Raw genomic sequence first — 16,415 nt, forward strand, 5'->3', positions numbered from 1 at the left:
CCGAATCCATCACACGAGTCACGCGGTCACGCAGAAAAAATGACCGCTGTCGGCGCTGTCGATCAGATCAGTTTTCGCCGCATCATTCGCCGCAATATCGCGTTGCCGCTCGGGCTCGGCGTCGTCACGATGGCCGTGTTCGTCGCGTTGATTGCCTACCTCGTCAACACGATCAGCTGGGTGGAACATTCGGAGCGCGTGATCGGCAACGCGAACGAAATGCTGCGGCTCGCCGTCGATCGCGAGTCCGCGTTGCGCGGCTTTCTGATCACGGGCGACGAGGCCTTCCTCGCGCCGTATCAGCTGGGTCAGCCGCGCTTCGAAACGGAGATCGATTCGCTGATCGAGATGGTGTCCGACAACCCGTCGCAGGTCGATCAACTCAAGCGCATTCGCGGCGTACAACAGCGCTGGGACCAGTTCGCGCAACAGATGATCGATCTGCGCCGGCGCAATCTCGACTACACCGACTCGGTGAAGAGCGGACGCGGAAAAATCGAGTTCGACGAAACGCGGCGGCTTTTCGGGCAGTTCCTGACTGTCGAAGAAGCACTGCGCCAGCAGCGCTCCAGCGACACCCGCAGCGTGACAGCCGTGCTCGTCGGCGTGTTTCTGCTCATCAGCCTGGCGATCAGCGGCGTGATCGCGTGGCGCGGCCGGCGCGATCTGCTGAACCTGTCCGAAGCGTATGACGCCGTGCTCGGGCGTCAGGCCGAGCACACGGAAGTGCTGCAGCAGCAGGTGTGGCTGCGCTCCGGGCAGCGTCTGCTTGCAGAGAAGATGGTCGGCCAGTCGAGTCCGCCTCTCGTCGGCCGGGCGATCCTCGACTTTCTCGCCCAATATCTCGACGTCGTGGTCGCGGCCTTGTACGTGCGCGATCGTGCAACGAGCAGCCTGAAGCGCATCGCGACCTATGGCTTCAGCGAAGAGAGCGAACAGGCGACGCGCTCGTTTCGCGATGCCGAAAGCCTGGTCGGTCAGGCGGCCGTATCGCGCCGCACGCTCGTCTTGCACGACGTCCCCGACGATTACGTGAAAGTCGTGTCCGGCACCGGCATGAGCCCGCCGCGCAACCTGGTCGTACTGCCGATCGAAAACGACGGCATCGTGAACGGCGTCGTCGAAATGGGCTTCATGCGCAATATCGCGCCGCGCGATCACGAGTTCCTGCAACTGGTCGCCAACAGCATGGGCGACTTCATCGAAGCCGCGCTGTATCGCGAGCGCTTGCAGGACGCGCTCTCCGAAACGCAGCAATTGAATGAAGAGCTTCAGGTGCAGCAGGAAGAGTTGCGCGTGTCGAACGAAGGTCTCGAAGAACGCGGCCGCGCACTCGTCGAATCGCAAGCGCGGCTCGAAGCGCAACAGGCGGAACTCGAGCAGACGAACGTGCAGCTCGAAGATTACGCGAGGCGTCTGGAGCGCCAGAAAGCCGATCTGCTCGGCGCGCAAGGCGAGCTTGCGGCGAATGCCGCGCGGCTGGAGCAATCGAGCCGCTACAAGTCCGAGTTCCTTGCGAACATGTCGCACGAACTGCGCACGCCGCTGAACAGTTCATTGATCCTCGCGCGCCTGCTGCAGGAGAACCGCACAGGCAATCTGACCGACGAGCAGGTGCGCTACGCGGAAACGATTCATGCGTCGAACAGCGATCTGCTCGTGCTGATCAACGACATTCTCGATCTGTCGAAAGTGGAAGCCGGGCAGATCACGATCGACAGCGAACTCGTGCCCGTCGAATCGATGCTGCAATCGCTGCGCGAAATGTTCGAGCCGATGGCGGCTGCGAAGCATTTGCAGTTTTCGGTCGAACGCGCGCCTGGCGTGCCCGACACGTTCTTCACCGACAGTCAGCGCGTGCTGCAGATCCTGCGCAATCTGCTGTCGAACGCATTGAAGTTCACCGAGCACGGCGAAGTCGCGCTGACGGTCGCGGCCAGCGATGCGAACACGCTGCGCTTCGATGTGCGCGACACGGGCATCGGCATCGCCGCCGACAAGCTCGAACTGATTTTCGAAGCCTTCCAGCAGGCCGACGGCTCGACGAGCCGCCACTATGGCGGCAGCGGCCTCGGCCTGTCGATCTCGCGCGAGTTCGCGCGCCTGCTCGGCGGACGCGTGAGCGTGGCGAGCGAGCCCGGCAAGGGCAGCGTGTTCACGCTCTGGCTGCCGCTGCAAGGCGCGGACGAAGCGCACGCGCACACCACACCGGCGGCTCAGACGCCGCACGCCGCCGCGCCGCTGACGGTGCCCGTCAGCGCGCCGTCGCCCGTTGCTCAAGCCGTGCCCGCGCCCGTACCGACGGCCGGCGCGCACGCTTCGATTGCCGACGACCGCGACACGCGCCGCCATGAAGCGCGCCTGATTCTCGCGATCGAAGACGACCTCGTGTTCGCCGAAATCCTGCGCGATCTCACGCATGAACTCGACTTCGATTTCGTCCATGCCACCGACGCCACGACCGGCCTGACGCTCGTGCGCGACATGCAGCCGACGGCCGTGCTGCTCGACGTCGGCCTGCCCGACCGCTCGGGGCTGACGGTGCTCGAATGGCTGAAGAACGATCCCGCCACGCGTCATATCCCGATCCACATCGTCTCGGCGACGGATCATGCCGAGAAAGCGCTTCATCTGGGCGCAGTGGGCTACACGCTGAAGCCGACCGCGCGCACCACGCTCGAGGCCGCGATCCGCCGCCTCGAAAGCCGCCTGCAACAGCGCATGAAGCGTGTGCTGGTGATCGAGGACGACGCCGCGATGCGCGAAAGCATCCGCGCGCTGCTGCAAAGCGAGACCACGGAGATCGTCGTCGTCGCGACGTTGGCGGGCGCGCTCGAACAACTGTCGTCGACGCTGTTCGACTGCGTCGTGACCGACCTCGCGCTGCCCGACGGCACCGGCTACGATCTGCTCGAACAGCTGGCCGCCGATGTCACGCATCAGGCGATGCCCGTCATCGTCTACACGGGCCGCATGCTATCGGGCGATGAAGAGCACCGGCTGCGCCGCTACTCGAAATCGATCATCATCAAGGGAGCGAAGTCGCCCGAACGTCTGCTCGATGAAGTGACGCTGTTCCTGCATAGCGTCGAGTCGTCGCTCGCGCCGGAACAGCAGCGCATGCTGCGCACGGTGCGGCAGCGGGACAACCAGTTCGAAGGGCGCACCATCCTGCTCGCGGAAGACGACGTGCGCAATATCTTCGCGCTGTCGCATGTGATCGAGCCGCTCGGTGCGACGCTCGAAATCGCGCGCAACGGACGCGAAGCGCTCGAAGCGCTGAACAGCGGACGCGAGGTGGATCTCGTGCTGATGGACATCATGATGCCGGAGATGGACGGCCTGACGGCGATCTCGCACATTCGCCGCGATTCGCGTTTTGCGCATCTGCCCATCATCGCGCTGACGGCGAAAGCCATGGCGCAAGACCGCATGCGCTGCCTCGAAGCAGGCGCCGACGACTACATCTCGAAGCCCATCGACGTCGACAAGCTGATCTCGCTGTGCCGCGTGTGGCTGCGGCAGCGCTAGCCGCGAGGAACCGCCCGTCATGAGCCGTTTCACGTACGACGATTCGCCGCAACGCCTGCACGATTTCGACATCGAGCTGAAGCTGCTGCTGGAAGCGATCTATCTGAAGTACCAGCACGACTTCCGGCATTACTCGATGTCGTCGTTGAGGCGGCGTCTCGCGCAGGCGCTCGAAGAATTCGGCGTCACGACGCTGTCGCAACTGCAGGACAGGATCATGCGCAGCGAAGCGGACTTCGTGCGGTTGTTCCACTACCTGACGGTGCAGGTCAGCGACATGTTCCGCGACCCGGCCTACTTTCTCGCGCTGCGCAACCACGTGCTGCCCGTGCTGCAAACCTATCCGTCGATCAAGGTGTGGGTGGCCGGCTGCAGCACGGGCGAAGAACTGTGGTCGCTGAAAATCCTGTTCGACGAGGCGGGCCTCACCGAGCGCACGCTGTTCTACGCGACCGACATCAATCCCGACGCGCTTGCGCGCGCCGAAGCGGGCATCTACGCGCTCGACAGGATCGCGGGCTTCACGCGCAACTATCTGGCCGCGGGCGGCACGCGTTCGCTCGCGGACTACTATCACGCGGCCTATAGCGGCGCGCGCTTTGCGGGCTCGCTGAAAGAGCGCGTGGTGTTCGCGGATCACAGCCTCTCGACGGACGAAGTGTTTCTCGAAGCGCATCTCGTGTCGTGCCGCAATGTGCTGATCTATTTCGATCGAGGCTTGCAGGACCGCGCACTGGGGCTGTTCAGGGACACCCTCGTAAGGCGTGGTTTCCTCGGCCTCGGCAGTAAGGAGAGCCTGCGTTTTTCGACGCAGTACGATGCCTTCGAAGAATTTCGCGAGCGCGAGCGCATCTATCAGAAACGCTAGACTGCACGACTTCAACATCGAACGACCGATCGACGCGTATGAACACACCTCGCCCACCTTCTCCACCGGACGCTGTCGCGCCGATGGGAACGCGCGCGTTCGAGGCTATTGCGATCGGCGCGTCGGCGGGCGGACTCGATGTGTTGAACGTGCTGCTGCCCGCGCTGCCTGAAACGTTCGGGATCGCCGTGCTGATCGTGACGCACGTCCCGCCCGATGCGCCCAGCTGCCTCGCCGAAACACTCGGCTATCGCTGCGCGCTCCCCGTCGCCGAGCCGGATGCGGGCGAACCCGTCTTGCCCGGACGCGTGCATGTGGCGCCGCCCGGCTATCACATGCTGATCGACGACGACCGTACGGTTGCGCTGTCGATCGACGCGACGGTGCGTTATTCGCGGCCGTCCATCGACGTGCTGTTCGAATCCGCCGCGCACGTCTACCGCGAGCGGCTGCTCGGCATTTTGCTGTCGGGCGCGAACGACGACGGCGCGCACGGACTCGAAGTGATCCGCGCGATGGGCGGCCTCGCGTGGGTGCAGGACCCGCAAACGGCCGTCTCGTCGACGATGCCGCACGCGGCCATCGCGCTCGGCGCCGCCGACGAAGTGCTTTCTCCAACCCAGATGGCCCGGCGGCTCGCCGGTTTGCCGCCTCACACTAGAACGATGACATGAGGAATTCACCCGTCAACATTCTGATCGTCGACGATATCGCGCATAACATCACGGCGCTCGAAGCGCTGCTGGCGCGGCCCGGCGTCGAACTGCTGGTCGCCAACTCTGGGACGGCCGCGCTCGACCTGCTGCTCAAGCATGAAGCCGCGCTCGCGATACTCGACGTCAACATGCCCGGCATGAACGGCTTCGAACTCGCGTCGCTGATGCGCGGCAGCCCGCGCACATCGCACGTGCCCATCATCTTCCTGACGGCCACGACGGAAGACACGTCGCGCACGTTTCGCGGCTACGAAGCGGGCGCGGTCGACTTTCTGCACAAGCCGTTCGACCCGCGCATTTTGCAGTCGAAGGTCGACGTGTTCGTGCAACTGGAACAGCACAAGCGGCAACTCGCCGATCAGCTGCTGACCACGCGGCAGTTGCTGGAAGCGAACGAAATGCTGATGGCCGTGCTCGGCCACGATCTGCGCACGCCGCTGGGAACGGTGCTCGCGTCGGCGGAATATCTCGTGCGCAACGCGCCCGACGAGCAATCCGCAATCGTCGCGGGACGCGTCAGGAACAGTTCGCTGCGTATGTCGCGAATGGTGCATCAGCTGCTCAATCTCGCGCGGCTGCAAGGCGGCCGCATGCAGTTGCAGCCGCGCGCGAGCGAACTCGCGACGCTGTGCCGCGGCGTGATCGAAGAGTTCGCGACGCACGAGCGCGCCGGCCAGATCGAGTTCACGTCGCGCGGCAACACGACGGGCAACTGGGACACCGATCTGCTGTGGCAGGCCATTTCGAATCTCATCAGCAACGCGCTGCATCACGGCGAGCGCGACAGCCCGATCGCCGTCGACGTCAACGCCGATGACTCGAACCGGCTCAGATTGACCGTCGGCAATCGCGGTGCGATTCCGGCGGCGATGCTGCCGCATCTGTTCGAACCGTTCGGATCCAGCAACGCGGGCGAACGGTCGCGCGAAGGGCTCGGGCTCGGGCTGCACATCGTGCAGAAGATCGTGCACATGCACGGCGGCAAGGTGACGGTGGCGTCGGACGAGATCGTCGGCACGGTGTTCACCGTCGAGTTGCCGCGCACGGCGCAAAGCTGGGTGAGCTGACGCCGAGCCGCTGAAATAGTTCGTAAGAGATGCGGCAGCGGCGTGTGCGCCTTGCGTGGCATGGGCGCGCGTCCGCGCCCCGTTTCGCGCGCCGCTCCGCCACGCGACGGCGTCTATCGACGTAATAACGGCTTGCCATCAAACCGCACTACAATGCTTGCCGTCCGATTCCGTTTGTCCGCATCTTCATCATGTTCAGCCCCTCCCGTGCCGCTCTCGCGTTGACCCTGCCCGTGCTTGTCGCGCTTGGCGCGTGCTCGACGCCGCCGAAAGCGAAGCTGCAGGAAAACTTCTTCAGCAGCGGCGCGAGTCCGTACACGCGCACGTTCCAGGTGACGAGCACGGAAGCCTGTGAAGGCGCACGCCGCGCACTGCTGAGCCAGGGCTACATGACGACGCTGGTGCGCCCCGATACCGTCGACGCCAGCAAGAATTTCCAGCCCGCCAGCGACTCGCATTTCACCGTCGAATTCCATATCGTCTGCACAGCAGGCGACGACGCGACCAATAGCAGCATCGTCTATGCGAACGCGGTGCAGAGCGGCTACGCGCTCAAGAAAAGCGATACGTCGGCGAGCGTCGGACTGAGCGTGCTCGGCTCGCTGTCGCTGCCGATCCGCCAGAACAGCGACGCGATGGTGAAGATCTCCAGCGAAACCATCCAGTCGGGCAAGTTCTACGACGGCTTCTTCACGCTGATCGGCCATTATCTGGAGAGTGTCGTGCGCAGCACGCCCGTGCCCGGCAATACCGTCGAGGCGACGCAACTGCCGGCACCCGCCCCCGCGCCTGCGCTGGTCGTCACGCCGATGCCAGCGGCGCCGGGCGGCCATGTGGCGCCCGTCATCATGCCGGCGCCTTCGGCCCAGCCGGCCACGCCCGCGGCTTCCGCTTCGGCAACGCCTGTGGCTTCGGCAACGCCCGCGCAAGAATCGGCCGCGCCCGACCCGGCCGCCCTGCTCGACGGCACGCCCGCGATTGCCGCGTCGCCTGCTTCGACTGCCGCCGCCGTGTCGCAGTGACATCGCGCGCGGATAGAACGCGCGAAACAGTCCATTCGAATTGATAATCGCCGCCCTCATGCGGCGATTTTTATTTTCACGCCGCACTCAAGATTGCAGGTATTTTGCCGACCGCGAGCGATTATCTGTTTTAAATCGTCAGTCGGTAAAAACGACGCCAGTAAAAACGCCCGAAGTATCGATATAAATCGAATCGTAAAAATATTTTCCTGATTGGGCTTTGCCCGCACTTCAGCACGGCGCTTCTCCAGCCGTTACCACCTTCACGGAATTAACAAAACGGTACGCCATTCGTGCAGTAAAACCTGCCGGTTCATCGGCGTGCCGCAAGTGCTCTAAATTGGAGAGGGGTCCATGTTTGTCGCTATTGGTTGGGTGCTGGTTCTCGGCTCGGTGATCGGGAGCTTCGTGGGAGTGGGCGGCCATTTGCCCGCACTGGTGCAGCCGTTCGAACTGCTGTGCATTTTCGGCGCGGCGATCGGCGCGTTCGTCGTCAGCAATCCCGTTTCGGTGCTGAAGAAAACCATCAAGGCTTTGCCTGGATGCTTCAAAGGCGGCGCCTATTCGAAAGAGATTTATCTGGAACTGATTGCGCTGCTTTATGAGCTGCTTCAAAAAGCGCGCAAGGAAGGCATGATGGCGCTCGAAGCCGATGTCAATGCGCCGGAAGAAAGTGTGCTGTTCCAGAAATATTCGCACGTTTTGAAAGATCATCATCTGCTCGATTTCATCGTCGATTATCTGCGGATGATGTCGACGGGCAACGTCAACGTGCTCGAAATGCAGGACCTGATGGACGAAGAACTGGAGACGCACCACTCCGAATCGTCCGTGCCTGCGAACGCGATCCAGAAGATGGCTGACGGCCTGCCCGCATTCGGCATCGTCGCGGCCGTGATGGGCGTCGTCCACACGATGGGCTCGGTCGGCGCGCCGCCTGCCGTGCTCGGCGAGATGATCGCGGGCGCGCTGGTCGGCACGTTCCTCGGCATTCTGCTGGCGTATGGTTTCATCGGCCCCGTCGCCGATCTGCTGAATGCGAAGGGCCGCGCGGAAGCCAAGCCGTTTCAATGCGTGAAGGCCGTGCTGCTTGCGTCGCTGTCCGGCTACGCGCCGCCCGTCGCCGTCGAATTCGGCCGCAAGGTGCTGTTCACGGCAGACCGTCCGAGCTTCCAGGAGCTCGACGACGCCGTGCGCGCGACCAAGATGCCGAAGTCGGCCTGATCCTAGCCAAGAGGGAGAACGGCATGGCCGAAAGACGACCCCGCGGCGAAGAGGCGAGCGAGAAAGCCGCGCCCGTGATCGTGCGCCGCTCGAAGAAGGGCGATGGACACGGCGGGCATCACGGCGGCGCATGGAAGATCGCCTATGCGGACTTCGTGACCGCGATGATGGCGTTCTTCCTGCTGATGTGGCTGCTCGGCTCGACGTCGAAGTACGACAAGCAGGGCATCGAGGATTATTTCAACACGCCGCTGTCGAGCCTGCTCGGCGGCAACGAGGGCACGGCGGCCTCGCGTCCGAACGTGATCCAGGGCGGCGGCCGCGACATCTCCGACACGCGTCCGGGCGACGGCAAGAAGATGCAGCAGGAGCCCGCGAAGCCGACGCTCACGCAGGCGACCACCGTTCCCAACGACGCCGCGCGCCTGGAGCAGTTGAAGGCAAAACTCTCGGCGCTGATCGAGGAAACGCCCGCGCTGAAGGCGTTCAAGGATCAAATCCGCATCTCGATCACGAACGAGGGCTTGCGCATCGAAATCGTCGATACGCTGAAGCGCCCGATGTTCGCGACGGGCAGCGCGAAACTGCAGACCTACGCGGTCGGAATTCTCACGCAGATCGGCGCGGCGCTGAACGACGTCGACAACCGCATTTCGATTGCGGGCCACACGGACGCCGTCACCTACGCGAACGGTCCGGCCGGCTATTCGAACTGGGAGCTGTCGTCGGAACGCGCGAACGCGGCGCGGCGCGCGCTCGTCGCGGGCGGCATGCGCGAAGACAAGCTGCTGCAGGTGCGCGGTCTCGCGGACGTGCTGCCGCTCAATGCAAACGTCGCCGACGAACCGACCAACCGGCGCATCAGCGTGCTCGTGCTGAACAAGGCCGCCGAGCAGGCGTTCTTCCGCGACGGCGGCCGCACGTCGATCGACGAAGCGCTGCCCGCCAGCGAAGCGATCCCCGGCGTGGTGTCGAAATTGAAGGTAAGCACGCGCAGCGCGTATTGATGCGTTGTCGGGTGTTCGGCCGCATGCTTCGTAGGAGGCATGCGGCTTTTTTTGTTTCCGGCGCGCGTACGGATTGCACTGCGTTTCGCAACGATCGTGCGCATCGTTTCGCGCGTCGACACGTTCGCGTCATTCGGCCCCGCGACCGCGCGCCGGAATGCCTTTGCTCGCAAACAAATTGGGTAGCGCACTTCACAACCGCAATACGTTTCTGATATTGGTGGAGGAAGCGTAGCAGTTGCGCTTGCGCGAGATCACGCGTGCAAACGTGCATTTCCCCTTCCAATGCTTCACAGACGGAGAACGACAATGCAAAGAAGACACTTCGTGACAGCAAGTGTTGCTGCACTCGCATATGGCGGTCTGCTGATGTCGGGCTGCACGACCACCAAGGGCAGTGGAGAATCCGCCGCGACCGACATGTCCAAACGGCAGTCGATCGATGCCAGCGTCGATGGCGCACTGGCGAAACTCTATACGTCGGTTCAAGGTTCGCGCGAACTGGTCGGCAAGGCGCGCGGCGTACTCGTGTTTCCGTCCGTGCTACAGGTCGGCTTCGTAGTGGGCGGAGAGTACGGCGAAGGTGCGCTGCGCATCGGCGGCAGCTCGGCAGGCTATTACAGCACGGTCTCGGGCTCGTTCGGTCTCACGGCGGGCGCGCAGTCGAAGGCAGTCATCTTCCTGTTCATGACACAGGAAGCGCTCGACACCTTCCAGAATGCGAAGGGCTGGTCGGCGGGCGCCGATGCATCGGTGGCGCTCCTCAAGGTCGGCGCGAACGGCGCGCTCGACACGACGACGGCCACCGCGCCTGTCGAAGCGATCGTCATGACGAACTCGGGCTTGATGGGCGATGTATCGCTCTCAGGCACCAAGGTGTCGAAGCTGAACATCTGACGTCGGCGTTCGTCGCCCGGAACGAACAACGGCCCGCCATGACCCATGGCGAGCCGCTTTTAGTATTCGCTACCTGACGATCAAAACCGGTACGTCACACCCACTTTCACGATCGGATACCAGCGCCACTTGTCTGCCTTGTCCTGCAGCGCCTGGCGTTCCGCATCGACGTTCGCCTGCCCTGCTTCGGCAACGATGTCTGCGGGGACGTCGAGCGTCACGTGCGGGCGGCCGTACGTGACGCCCGCGTCGAAGAATGCCGAGAAGCCCTTCTGCGCGACAGGCGTGTGCCCGAAGCCGATGCCGATATACGGACGCACGGCCGGATACTTCGCCTTCGCGTGAACGCTCTCGCCGTTCGTCGAATAGCTGGTGCCGTTGATGTTGACCGTGCCGCTCGGGCTGGTCGCGTCGCCCGTCACATTGTCGCCGCCGATGATCATGCCCGCCGTGATGCGGAACGGCACCGTGGCGGGCGCCGGGAAGAAGTCGAGATACAGGCCGCCGTGATAGATGTTGGCTTTGCCGTCGTAATTCAGGCCGCCGGCGCTGAAGTTGTGCGAGAACGCGATACCGTTGAATTCGGCGCGGATGTTGTCGCGCGTGCCGAGCGGTTCGGAGAAGCCGATACCGACGCCTTCCGTGCCGACCTGACCATAAATTTCGTGAGCGTGAACGACGGGCGCGGACAGCGCGAAGCCCGCCGCAAGGGTGACCAACAGCCTGTTCATCTGTGAGATTTTCCTTCGGGGTTCTGGAGGGCGCCTGACCTTGACGCCATGTGTATCGGGAAGAATTGCCCGACACACGCAATGGGGTTGCGTTGCACCGGCGTCCCAGACCCGTTCTATTACGGACCACTCACGGAAAATCTTTAATGAATATTTACTTCGTTTTCTGGGTGCTTTCTTGAACCCTTTAAATTCCGGGCTCCTCAGCGAAAATCGGTAAATTACACAGGCTTACCAAAGTTTTAAATCTTTCACTCGATACCGCGCGTCATCCGCTGAACCGCTTGCGGCGGCTGACCGAACGCACGCAGAAAAGCCCGTCGCATGCGCTCGCGATCGCCGAAACCCACGTCGCGTGCAACGACATCGACGCCATGTCGCCCTGTTTCGAGCATCAGCCGCGCTGCTTCGACGCGTAACCGCTCGACGGCCTTCGCGGGCGTCTGTCCCGTTTCTTCCCTGAATGCGCGGGTGAACTGTCGCGGACTCAGATGCGCGGCGTCGGCGAGTTGCTCGACAGAAAGCGGCGAGTTCAGATTGCGCCTCGCGTACGACAACGCGGTCTGGATGCGATCGGACTTCGGCTCGAGTTCGAGCAGCGCAGAGAACTGCGATTGACCGCCCGCGCGCCGGTGATACACGACGAGCTTGCGCGCGACGTGACGCGCGAGTTCCACGCCCGCATCCTTTTCGACGAACGCGAGCGCGAGATCGATGCACGCCGTCATCCCCGCCGACGTCCACACGTCGTTGTCGATGATGAAGATGCGATCCTCCTCCACTTTCACGTCCGGATAACGTTTGCGCATGTCTGCCGCGTAGTACCAGTGCGTCGTCGCGCGCCGGCCATCGAGCAAACCGGCTTCGGCCAGATGAAAGGCGCCCGTGCAGGCAGCCGCGACGCGCCGCGCCGCCGGCGACGCGCGCTTCAGGAAGTCGATCAGCGACGGCGGCGACGGCTGCAGATCGTTGTCGCCGACGACCAGAATCGTGTCGAAGCGGCCGTCGTCGAAGGGCTGCGTCGACACTTCGAATCCGGACGAACACACGACGGGTCCGCCATGCTCCGACAGCAACACGAAGTCGTACAGCGGTTCGCTCATCTCGCGGTTCGCGAACTCCAGCACGCTCGTCATGCCGAGATTCATCACCTGAAAACCGGGGAACAGAACGATTCCGACGCGTAGCATGGCTAGTCTCCAGCGATGTCCTAAAAAGTGGCATCTATGACATTGAGGCCATGTGAGTATGCACCTAATCTGACGGTCATGCAGACGACGCGACGTCACCTGCGCTACCAACCTTCAGGAGCATTGCTATGTCGAACTCTTCCAATTCCGCAGCGAACCGCGGCACGGCCGTCGTGACGGGCGCCTCATCGGGCATCGGCGCGATCTACGCGGACCGCCTCGCGCGCCGCGGCTACGACCTGATCCTCGTCGCCCGCAACCGCGCGCGTCTCGAACAACTGGCGACACGCATCTCGAACGAAACGGGCCGCTCGGTGGAAATCGTCGCCGCCGATCTGAACGACGACGCCGATATCCGCCGCGTCGAAAACGTGCTGCGCACGGACGCGAGCATCACGATGCTGGTGAACAACGCGGGTGTCGGCGCAGGCGCACCGCTGGTAGATTCGGACGTCGACAAGATGGAATCGATGATCAAGTTGAACGTGGTCGCGCTGACACGACTCACGTACGCGATCGCCCCCGGCTTCGTCGCGCGTGGCGGCGGCAATATCATCAACATCGCTTCGATTGTCGCGATTGCGCCGGAACTGCTGAACGGGGTGTATGGCGGCACGAAGGCCTTCGTGCTCGCTTTCACGCAGTCGCTGCATCACGAACTGGCGAGCAAGGGTGTGAAGGTCCAGGCAGTGCTGCCGGGCGCAACGCGCACCGAATTCTGGGACGCTGCGGGCGTGCCCATCGAAATGGTCGAAGAACGCGGCATCGTGATGGGCGCGGAAGAGATGGTGGATGCGTCGTTGGTCGGCTTCGACCAGGGCGAACTCGCGACGATTCCGTCGCTGCCCGATTACGCCGACTGGCAGGCGTTCGAGTCCGCGCGTGCCGCGCTCGGACCGAACCTGTCGCGCACCACGCCGGCTGCGCGGTTCAATGTGGCTTGATGCAGAGGCTTGCGGCGCGATCGCGGGTTGGCGTCGCGCCGCTGATTGGCTTCGGGAGTTTATGCGCCAAAAGTGCCTGCGCTTGGCGGCTCGTATCGCCTACTCCAACGAAGCCGGTCCGCGAAGTTTATGCGCCTAAACTCGCCGCCTAGGCCGTGGCGTATGTCACGGCGTACGACGCATCACGCGCCCAGCAGCACGCCGGCGCGGATCGGTTTGGTCCCCGTCACGCGGCCCAGCGGCGCACCGGCTGTCACGAAACGAATCGCGCGACGCATATAGAGCACGCCTTCCGTATTGCTGGTGATGGTCGTCGTTTCGTCCGTCAACGGATCGACGATATCGAACAGCGCGTCGCCGGCGCGAATCCAGTCGCCGATCTTCACCCGATGCACGAGGATCCCGCTGACAGGCGCATAGAACTGCTCGCTCCCCGCAAGCGGCGTCGCGGGCGTCGGCAATTCCGGCAACGGCTTCGCGCTACCCCCGATCGCCTTCCGATACGTCAGATAGTCGACGAGCGCATCGGCGTCCTGCTGCGCGACTTCATACGATACGTCGCGCTGCCCGCGGCATTCGATCGTCACGGCAACCGTTCCCGTCGGTACGGGCTTGCCTGCGGGCATATTCTGCTGCAAGTGCCACCACAACAGGCTGTGCGTCTCGTCGAACGCCTGGCCGCCCGAATCCGTCGCCAGCAGTGACGCTTCTGAGCGCAGATAACGCGCGAGCGGCTCGATCTCCGGCCAGCCCGCTTCGCTCGTGTACACATGCATCACGGCTTCGAGCGAACAATGCAGATCGATTACGACGTCCGCGTCATGCGAGAGCTTCAGCAACGCGAGTTGCAGCGACTCGTATTCGGTGAGCGGCTTTTGCGCATCCAGCTGTTCGCGCACCAGTTCGCGAATCAGCATGCGGTTCTCATGCGCGTCGGCGCCGAGCCGATCCTTCGCGCGGTCCAGCAGCCTCGTGAACTGCATGAAATGGCGGTTGAAGTTCTTGCCGCTGCCCGCTTCGAAGCGGCCAAGAAACTGGCCGAGCACGTGCTGTCCGAGACCCACCGGATTGGCGACGGGCACGAGCACGATTTCGGCATTCAGCAGGCCTTGCGCTTCGAGTTCGACGAGACGGCGCTTGAGCAGCACCGTCGTGAGCATCGCGGGTGTTTCGTCGGCGTGCAGCGACGCCTGGATGTATATCTTTTGCCCGCTGTTTTGCGGACCGAAATGAAACGCGACGAGTTCGCGTGACGTGCCGACGGCGGGCGAGAGAAGCGGAATCGATTGCCTGTTCATGTGACTCTTCTGGATATCGTTCGAATGTACGATTCGATCAGTTGCCGTACGGATCGAAGTCGAAATACTTGTGCGCGATCTGCGCGTAGGTGCCGTCTTTGCGCATTGACGCGATGGCGGTGTTGATCGACGTTTGCAGCGCGGTCTCGTCCTTGCGCATGCCGATGCCGACGCCGCGATCGCCCATGTCGAGCGGCTCGCCGACGAACGAATAGCCCTTGCCTTGTGGCATGCGCAGAAAGCCGTAATCGGCTTCGACCGTGCCGAGCAACGCGCCGTCCAGGCGTCCGTTGACCAGATCGCTGAATACTTCGTCCTGACCTTTGTATGCCACCACGTGCACGCCTGCGGGCGCCCAATGCGACTGCGCAAACGACTCGAACTGCGTGCCCGTTTGCACGCCGATCTGCTTGCCGGCGAGCGTAGCGGGCGCGCTGCCGTTCAGCCCTGAGCCTTGCTTTGCAACCAGCCGCGACTTGAACTGGAACAGCTTCGACGAAAACAAGATCTGCTGTTCGCGCTTCGCGGTAATCGCCATCGACGACATGATCGCGTCGATCTTGCGTGCCTGCAGCGCCGGAATCATGCCGGAAAACTCCAACTCGACCCACTCGCAGCGCGCGTGAATTCGCTTGCAGATTTCATTGCCAAGATCGACGTCGAAGCCTTTGAGACTGCCGTCGGGCGCTTTCGCATCCATCGGCGGATAGGTCGGGTCGATGCCGAGACGAATCGTGTCGTTGTCGCGCGCGAACGCGCCGTGGCTTGCAAAACCCAATGCAGAAAGGAGAAGGATCAGCGGAGTCTTCATGGCTAACGGGCTCAAGGGGCGTATTAAATCGGCTGTGACGGGAGCATTCCTGACCGATCCTACGATGCGCCAGTGATCCAAAAAAGTGCAAATCTGTCTATCATGATCACTTTTGCCGATCACACGCCCACACCCCTTTCGACGATGGCCCTGACCATTTCACAACTCCGCGTATTCACGGCCGTCGCCGAGCACGGCAGCATCCGCGCGGCGTCGCGCGCGCTCGGCATCGCGCAAAGCGGCGTCACGCAGCAGTTGCAGAACCTCGAAGCGATGCTCGGCGCGACGCTCTTCACGCGCACGAATCGCGGCATCGCGCTCACCGCGCTCGGGCAACGCATGCTGCAACGCGCCGCGACGATCCTCGGCGAATGCGCGCGCGCCGAACACGAAGCGCAGCAGCTGCGCGGCGAGTACACGGGACAGGTCACGTTCGGCATGACGACCGAGCCGTTGATCGATGCGGGCGCGCCCGTGCTGACCGAGTTTCGCGAGCGCTTTCCGCGCGTCGATGCGCATATGCGCACGGGCACGTCGCGGATGATGATCCAGTGGATCCGCGAAGGCACGCTCGACTTCGCCGTCGCGCTCGTCTCGAAGCACACGGACACGACCGATCTTTCCGTCACGAAGCTGTATGCGTCCGATCCCGTCGTCGTATGCAGGCGCGATCATCCGAAGGCGCATGCGAAGTCGCTGGCCGAACTCGCCGACTGCTCGTGGATCGCGACGCGCTCACCCAATCTCACCGACGACCCGCAAGCGCACCGGCTCAACGATCTGTTCAAGAGCCATCGTCTCGAACCGCCGCGTATCGTCTCGACGGTCGAAGGACTGTTCGAGTCGCTGCATCTGGTGAGCGAGACGGATTGTCTGTCGCTCGAAGCCGCCGTCGTGACGAAGCGCGGGCCGTTCGCGCGCGTACTCACCATCATCGACGTGCGCGAGCGCGTCGCCGCGCAAGACGTCTGCGTATTGCAGCGCGCCGCCGCGCCGCTCACGCCCGCCGCGCAGGAACTCGCGACGATGATCGCGTCGTACACGCGCACCGTGCGCGCGCGAAATCGCCAGACGTAGTTGATCGCGCAAGCACTCGAAGCAACGCAAGC

14 protein-coding genes are annotated in these 16,415 nt (G+C 63.2%); 10 read left to right on the top strand and 4 right to left on the bottom strand.

The features are described from left to right. Window positions 1–39: 39 nt before the first annotated feature. From G3N95_RS06620 to G3N95_RS06655, 8 genes are all read left to right on the top strand, one after another. Window positions 40–3,531 (top strand): response regulator, encoded by a 3,492-nt coding sequence (locus G3N95_RS06620; protein WP_205969204.1) that lies wholly within the window; start codon window positions 40–42, stop codon window positions 3,529–3,531. Between the two features lie 19 nt (window positions 3,532–3,550). After that, the gene (locus tag G3N95_RS06625; RefSeq protein ID WP_205969205.1) at window positions 3,551–4,399 is read left to right on the top strand and encodes a CheR family methyltransferase; all 849 of its coding nucleotides are present in this window, start codon (window positions 3,551–3,553) and stop codon (window positions 4,397–4,399) included. Between the two features lie 38 nt (window positions 4,400–4,437). Next, window positions 4,438–5,073, top strand: a complete 636-nt coding sequence (locus G3N95_RS06630; RefSeq protein WP_241018284.1) for a chemotaxis protein CheB — start codon at window positions 4,438–4,440, stop codon at window positions 5,071–5,073. Beyond that, window positions 5,070–6,182, top strand: coding sequence for a hybrid sensor histidine kinase/response regulator (locus G3N95_RS06635; RefSeq protein WP_205969206.1), 1,113 nt, complete (start codon window positions 5,070–5,072; stop codon window positions 6,180–6,182). Before G3N95_RS06630 ends, G3N95_RS06635 begins: the two co-directional genes overlap by 4 nt. Window positions 6,183–6,373: 191 nt before the next feature. After that, on the top strand, window positions 6,374–7,204 hold the full coding sequence (locus G3N95_RS06640) for a DUF2242 domain-containing protein (protein WP_205969207.1): 831 nt from the start codon (window positions 6,374–6,376) through the stop codon (window positions 7,202–7,204). A 354-nt stretch (window positions 7,205–7,558) separates the two neighbouring features. Next, complete coding sequence (gene motA, locus G3N95_RS06645; RefSeq protein ID WP_205969208.1) at window positions 7,559–8,428, top strand: flagellar motor stator protein MotA; 870 nt, start codon at window positions 7,559–7,561, stop codon at window positions 8,426–8,428. Window positions 8,429–8,451: 23 nt separating this feature from the next. Next, complete coding sequence (gene motB, locus G3N95_RS06650; protein ID WP_205969209.1) at window positions 8,452–9,435, top strand: flagellar motor protein MotB; 984 nt, start codon at window positions 8,452–8,454, stop codon at window positions 9,433–9,435. A gap of 309 nt (window positions 9,436–9,744) precedes the next feature. Further along, a complete protein-coding gene (locus G3N95_RS06655; protein ID WP_205969210.1) occupies window positions 9,745–10,332 on the top strand; it encodes a YSC84-related protein in 588 nt (195 codons plus the stop codon). An 80-nt stretch (window positions 10,333–10,412) separates the two neighbouring features. Here the strand turns inward: G3N95_RS06655 and G3N95_RS06660 are convergent, their stop codons facing one another. Continuing rightward, the gene (locus G3N95_RS06660; RefSeq protein WP_205969211.1) at window positions 10,413–11,063 is read right to left on the bottom strand and encodes a hypothetical protein; all 651 of its coding nucleotides are present in this window, start codon (window positions 11,061–11,063) and stop codon (window positions 10,413–10,415) included. Window positions 11,064–11,314: 251 nt separating this feature from the next. Next, the gene (locus tag G3N95_RS06665; protein ID WP_205969212.1) at window positions 11,315–12,253 is read right to left on the bottom strand and encodes a GlxA family transcriptional regulator; all 939 of its coding nucleotides are present in this window, start codon (window positions 12,251–12,253) and stop codon (window positions 11,315–11,317) included. A gap of 128 nt (window positions 12,254–12,381) precedes the next feature. Here G3N95_RS06665 and G3N95_RS06670 point away from each other — a divergent pair, with 128 nt between their 5' ends. After that, complete coding sequence (locus G3N95_RS06670; RefSeq protein ID WP_205969213.1) at window positions 12,382–13,197, top strand: SDR family oxidoreductase; 816 nt, start codon at window positions 12,382–12,384, stop codon at window positions 13,195–13,197. A gap of 182 nt (window positions 13,198–13,379) precedes the next feature. Here the strand turns inward: G3N95_RS06670 and G3N95_RS06675 are convergent, their stop codons facing one another. Continuing rightward, window positions 13,380–14,495, bottom strand: coding sequence for a succinylglutamate desuccinylase/aspartoacylase family protein (locus tag G3N95_RS06675; protein ID WP_205969214.1), 1,116 nt, complete (start codon window positions 14,493–14,495; stop codon window positions 13,380–13,382). A 37-nt stretch (window positions 14,496–14,532) separates the two neighbouring features. Continuing rightward, entirely contained in the window at window positions 14,533–15,306 is a 774-nt protein-coding gene (locus G3N95_RS06680; protein ID WP_205969215.1) for a transporter substrate-binding domain-containing protein, read from the bottom strand. 144 nt (window positions 15,307–15,450) lie between these two features. On the opposite strand from G3N95_RS06680, the gene G3N95_RS06685 reads away from it, so the two are divergent. After that, window positions 15,451–16,383 carry a LysR substrate-binding domain-containing protein gene (locus G3N95_RS06685; protein ID WP_205969364.1) on the top strand — a complete coding sequence of 311 codons (933 nt, stop codon included), beginning with the start codon at window positions 15,451–15,453 and terminating at the stop codon, window positions 16,381–16,383. Window positions 16,384–16,415 lie beyond the last annotated feature (32 nt).

Source organism: Paraburkholderia sp. Tr-20389, assembly GCF_017104565.1.
In the GTDB taxonomy this organism is placed as follows: Bacteria; Pseudomonadota; Gammaproteobacteria; order Burkholderiales; family Burkholderiaceae; genus Paraburkholderia.